Below are 4,517 nucleotides of genomic sequence, written 5' to 3'. Positions count from 1 at the left end.
CAGTTTGCGTCACCGTTCTCGGTGTTGTCGCAGTCGCAAGACGGCGCACCCGAAGGTGACCTGGTGGGCTTGGCCATTGCCGACGACGGCTTGGTGTCTGCCAGCTTCTCCAACGGCGCGCAAAAGTCATTAGGCAAAGTGGTGTTGGTCAACTTCTCTAACCCGTCTGGTTTGCGCCAGATTGGTGACACCAACTACTACAAAACTTCTGACTCTGGTACGCCAAAGTACGGCGAAGCCGGTTCTGCTGGTTTCGGCACGGTGCGCTCAGGTGCCACCGAGCGCGCCAACGTCGACTTGACCCAAGAATTGGTGGACTTGATCACCGAGCAGCGTAACTTCCAGGCCAACGCCAAGGCCATGGAAACCAGCACCTCGATGACGCAAACCATCATTCAGATCCGTAACTAATCTGACTGATTAATTAAGAGAACGCCATGGACCGCTTATCTTTCAACGCGATGGCCGCGATCAATGAAGATCGCTACATCCGTCAGCAGTTGTCCAACGACATTGCCAACGTCACCACCGCGGGTTTCAAGCAAACCTACGAAGCCACCATCCAGCCGCACCAAGCGGTGGGTGAGGGCTTTGATTCGCGCTTGCAGCCCCGTCTGTACACCACCGACCGCGTGCGTTTGGATGCTGGCCCTTTGATGGTCACCGGCCGCGACTTGGACGTGTCCATGAACCACAAAACGGTCTTGGGCGTCACGGGCAATGACGGAAAACTGGCATTTACCCGCCGTGGCGACCTGCGCATCAACACCAGTGGCGTGCTTGAAACCGGTTCGGGCCACATCGTGCAAAGCCAAGACGGCGGCCCCATCACCATCCCTGTGGGCTCGCGCATCAACATCACCAATACCGGGCTGATTTACGCCTCAGACCCCACACAGCCGGGCATCCCCCAAGAGCAGATTGTGGGCACCCTCATGCTGCGCGATGCCAGCACCACCAACCTCATCAAACGCGAAGACGGCTTGTTTCGGGTTGACGAAAAACCAGTTGGCACGGACTTTGCAACTGGTCCTGAGCCAGTTTCTTTGACACCGCAGGCTTTAGAAGGCAGCAGTGTCAATCCAATGGCATCGATGGTGAAGCTGATTGAACAGAGCCGCTCGTTTGAGCACCAGGTTCGCATGATCAAAGAAAGCAAATCCAACGATGAGTCGGGCGCTTCAATGATGAAGGCGTCTTGAATTTGACAGATTAAAAGGGGCTTAAAGCCATGGATGCATCATTGTGGGTAGCCAAAACCGGTCTTGACGCGCAGCAGACGCGCATGAACGTCATCTCCAACAACTTGGCCAACGTGAGCACGACCGGCTTTAAACGCGACCGTGCCGTGTTTGAAGACTTGCTCTATCAAAACGTCAAGCAGCCCGGTGGTCAAACCACCAACAACACCTTGTCACCCACGGGCCTGATGCTCGGTACCGGTGTGAAGATCAATGCCACCGAAAAGCTGCACTTGCAGGGCAACTTGATCAACACCCAATCGCCGCTTGACTTGGCGATCATGGGCGGTGGCATGTTCCAAATTCAAATGCCAGACGGCACCACGTCGTACAGCCGCGACGGCAACTTCAAGATCAGCAACACCGGCCAGGTCGTGACAGCGTCTGGCTTCCCGTTGATTCCTGCCATCACCATTCCAGAAAACACAGCCAGCGTGACCTTTGGTCATGACGGTACGGTATCTGCCGAAATCGTGGCCGGCGGCGGCTCACAAAACATTGGCCAAATCCAAATTGCCCGCTTCGTCAACCCAAGCGGTTTGAAGCCCATTGGCCAAAACTTGTTTGAAGCCTCTCAAGCCAGCGGTGTGGCGCAAATTCTCACCCCTGGTATCAACGGTGCAGGTGCTTTGAAACAAGGTTCGCTTGAAGCGTCAAACGTGAACGTGGTGGAGGAGATGGTCAACATGATCGAAACCCAGCGCGCTTACGAGATCAACTCCAAGGCCATCTCGGCCGTGGACGGCATGCTCAAGTTCTTGAACCAAAACATCTGATTGAGGTTCCCCATGACAGCACTTCGTTTACTCGCCCTGTTTGCCATCGTATTTTTGTTGCAAGCCTGCGCCACCGAACCGGTCGACATGGTGTTGCGACCCTCGCCCGATTTTCAGCCGGTGTATCCGTTGGCCAGCGACCGGCAAAAAGTTGCCACCGGCGGCATCTACAGCAACCGGCAAAGTGATGCCTGGTTTGGCCGTGGCCGCAATTACCAGGTGGGCGACATCATCACCGTGTTGTTGAACGAGTCCACCCAAGCCGCTCGCACCCAAAACACCGATGTGAGCCGTGAGTCTAAGAACTCATTGCCCACAGGCTTTAACACCAAGATCGGCAGCATGAATCCGTTCTTCGTCGGTGTGGACATCAACAACAACAACAACAGCTCCAAAGGCGCAGGCAAGGCCGACCAACAAGCCTCGTTGGCCGGTTCGGTAGCTGTGACAGTGATAGAAATTTTGGCTAATGGCAACTTGATGGTGCGTGGTGAGAAAAAGCTGGGCCTGTCTGAAGGCACCGAAGTCATTCAAGTCTCGGGCGTCATTCGCCCCGAAGACGTGGGCCCCAACAGCACCGTGCAATCGCGCCGCTTGGCCAATGCACAAATCGCCTACCGCGGTTCGGGTGATCTGGCCAACGCCACCAAAGCCGGCTGGGGTACCAGCTTGATGCACAAATTCTGGCCTTTCTAAATTCGAACGGGTAACTTATGAATCGCCTCTCTCTTTCTGTCCGTGCCTGTTTGGTCAGCCTGTGTGTGCTGGCCGCAGGTGGAGCGCAAGCTGACCGCGTCAAAGACTTGGCAACGCTCGCCGCCCAACGCCCCAACCAGTTGATTGGTTACGGCTTGGTGGTTGGCTTGCAGGGCACGGGCGACGACGCCTCGGTGCCCTTCACCACGCAAAGCATGAAAGCCATGCTGTCGCAAATGGGTGTGCGCATTGACGGCCCTTTGACCGACTTTGAAACCGCCGCCACTGCAGCGCGTGTGGACATCAAAAACACCGCGGCTGTGCTGGTCACCGCCGACTTGCCTGGCTTTGCCAAGCCCGGCCAGCGCATTGACATCAACGTGTCTTCCATCGGCAAAGCCTCTAACTTGCGCGGTGGCAGCCTCATCATGACCGCCATGCGCGGCGTAGACGGCGAAATTTATGCCTTGGCACAAGGTGCTTTGACGGCCACTGGCATTGATGTCAATGCCGCAGGCTCTAAGGTGTCCATCGGTGTGCCCACCTCAGCCCGCATTCCAGGCGGCGCGATTGTGGAGCGCATTGTGGACACGCCCTTCGAGTCTGCCGAGAACGTGATTTACAACATCCGCGAAAGCGACTTTTCCACCACCACCGCCATCGTCAACGCGATCAATAAAAAATTTGGCGGTGACGTGGCACAAGCCATCGATGGTGTATCGGTATCGGTGCGAGCCCCCAAAAACTTGAACCAACGCGTCGCTTTTATGAGCGAGGTGGAAGCCTTAGAAATCACACCTGGTGAGCCTCCCGCTCGCGTGGTCATCAACTCACGCACAGGCACGGTGGTGATTAACCGCTCAGTGCGCGTCACGGCTGCGGCGGTGTCGCACGGCACCATCTCGGTGGCCATCTCGGCCACCAACGAAGTGTCTCAGCCCAACGCCTTTGCTGGCGGTCAAACGGCCCCCGTTCAAAACGCCGACATCCAAGTGGCCGAGCCCAACAAGCCCATGTTCTTGTTTCAGCCCGGTGTGGAGCTGCGCCAAATTGTGGATGCGGTCAACCAAGTGGGCGCCACGCCGTCTGCTTTGATCGCCATTCTTGAAGCCCTGAAAAGTTCTGGCAGCTTGCGCGCCGAACTGGTCATCATTTAAATCGAGCATTGATATGAGCAGCCCCGTTGACACCTCTGCCGCCCGGTCTTACACAGACTTCTCGGGTCTGGGTGAGCTGCGTGGCAAAGCGCAGAAAGACCAAAACAGTGCGTTGCGCGAATCCGCGCAACAGTTTGAAGGTCTGTTCATTCAAATGATGTTGAAGTCCATGCGTGAGGCCAACGAGCCCATGAAAGACGACGACAACAAATCGCAAGCGCTAGACACCTTTGAAGGCATGTTTGACAAAGAAGTGTCTTTGCAAATGTCCAAACGTGGCGCCTTGGGCGTGGCCGACTTCATGGAGCGCGCCGTCAAACAACAACAAGCCCCCGCACCCAGCACCGACGAGTTGCTGAAGTCGCGCGGCAAAGGTATTGCTTTGAACCCTAAGCAGCAGCCCATTGCGCTGCCCACCGCTGCTGAGCTGAGCAAAGGCTTTGCCTTAGAAAAAGCCTTGCCCCTGAAGAGCTTGAATGAGTTCAAGTCACCGTTGACTGGGGGCCGTAAATGAGCGACATGCTCGGCATTGCCAGCAATGCCATTGGTGCCTACCAACGTGCCTTGAGCACGGTGGCCAACAACATTTCTAACGTCAACACCGAAGGCTACTCACGCCAAGACGTGGTGCTGAAAGACTCTGCGCC

7 protein-coding genes are annotated in these 4,517 nt (G+C 56.2%); all 7 read left to right on the top strand.

Annotated elements, in window-relative coordinates; genetic code table 11:
- Positions 1 to 411: flagellar hook-basal body complex protein (locus ABWP81_RS11510; protein WP_353141897.1), on the top strand; the 411-nt coding region annotated here is incomplete at its 5' end.
- Positions 412 to 437: 26 nt separating this feature from the next.
- Entirely contained in the window at positions 438 to 1,202 is a 765-nt protein-coding gene (locus ABWP81_RS11505) for a flagellar basal body rod C-terminal domain-containing protein (RefSeq protein WP_353141896.1), read from the top strand.
- A 29-nt stretch (positions 1,203 to 1,231) separates the two neighbouring features.
- Positions 1,232 to 2,017 carry a flagellar basal-body rod protein FlgG gene (gene flgG / locus ABWP81_RS11500; RefSeq protein WP_353136387.1) on the top strand — a complete coding sequence of 262 codons (786 nt, stop codon included), beginning with the start codon at positions 1,232 to 1,234 and terminating at the stop codon, positions 2,015 to 2,017.
- Between the two features lie 12 nt (positions 2,018 to 2,029).
- Positions 2,030 to 2,713 (top strand): flagellar basal body L-ring protein FlgH, encoded by a 684-nt coding sequence (locus ABWP81_RS11495; RefSeq protein WP_353141894.1) that lies wholly within the window; start codon positions 2,030 to 2,032, stop codon positions 2,711 to 2,713.
- A gap of 17 nt (positions 2,714 to 2,730) precedes the next feature.
- Complete coding sequence (locus tag ABWP81_RS11490) at positions 2,731 to 3,870, top strand: flagellar basal body P-ring protein FlgI (protein WP_353141893.1); 1,140 nt, start codon at positions 2,731 to 2,733, stop codon at positions 3,868 to 3,870.
- Between the two features lie 13 nt (positions 3,871 to 3,883).
- Positions 3,884 to 4,384: a rod-binding protein gene (locus ABWP81_RS11485; RefSeq protein ID WP_353141891.1), complete on the top strand. Its 501-nt coding sequence runs from the start codon at positions 3,884 to 3,886 to the stop codon at positions 4,382 to 4,384.
- Positions 4,381 to 4,517, top strand: a 137-nt coding sequence (locus ABWP81_RS11480) for a flagellar basal body protein (RefSeq protein ID WP_353141899.1), incomplete at its 3' end; no start/stop codon positions are given. The genes ABWP81_RS11485 and ABWP81_RS11480, both read left to right, overlap by 4 nt.

It is taken from the genome of Limnohabitans sp. (assembly GCF_040401135.1).
In the GTDB taxonomy this organism is placed as follows: domain Bacteria; phylum Pseudomonadota; class Gammaproteobacteria; order Burkholderiales; family Burkholderiaceae_C; genus Limnohabitans.
This window is presented reverse-complemented; position numbering and strand designations above follow the sequence as displayed.